This is a genomic window from Oleiphilus sp. HI0128 (assembly GCF_001635365.1).
In genome coordinates, this window is sequence record NZ_LWGG01001357.1 from 1 (window position 1) to 639 (window position 639).

Below are 639 nucleotides of genomic sequence, written 5' to 3' on the forward strand. Positions count from 1 at the left end.
CCATCAACACGTATGGTGTTGGAAATTGATGAAAAGAATGCCAGCAATAACATTAATGAGCTTATCGAAGCTGTTCATTTTTTTCATGAGCAAGGCTTTGAGGTCGCAGTTGACCATTTGAGTGGAATAGACAATGTTGGTGAAAGCGCGTCGTTACATAAACTCTGGTCTGAAATAAAACCAGATTACATCAAACTGGATCGCAGCTTCATTCAAAACGTAAATGGTAGTGCCAGCAAACAAAAAACGGTCAAAGAAGTGGTAGCTGTCGCCCGCTCGATTGGTTCTGTGTTAATTGCTGAAGGGGTCGAAACAGAAAAAGAGCTTAAGAAGCTATATGAGCTAGGAGTTCATAATGTCCAAGGCTATTTAATTCAAAAACCACAGTTAGCACCCGTCGCCCCCAAGCTCGATGACTTACTCGACAAAGAACTGTTCGCAGAAACCAACCAAAAAAGTTTGGCCTGCGACTTGGTTGTTTCAACAGCTCATGTCGAAGTCGGCACCACAATCCAAAGCGTCTTTGAGTTACTTGAAGCCAATGTTCACATGAGTTCCATTGCGGTAGTAGAGAATGAGAAAGTAAAAGGCATTATCTTTCGCACTCCCTTTATGAACAAGTATTCCAAGCGACAGAGA

The 639-nt window shown here is 42.3% G+C and carries 1 protein-coding gene; it reads left to right on the top strand.

The annotated features are described in order from the left end of the window. The coding region (locus A3763_RS22530; protein WP_156495268.1) for an EAL domain-containing protein at positions 1-639 on the top strand (639 nt) is incomplete at both ends.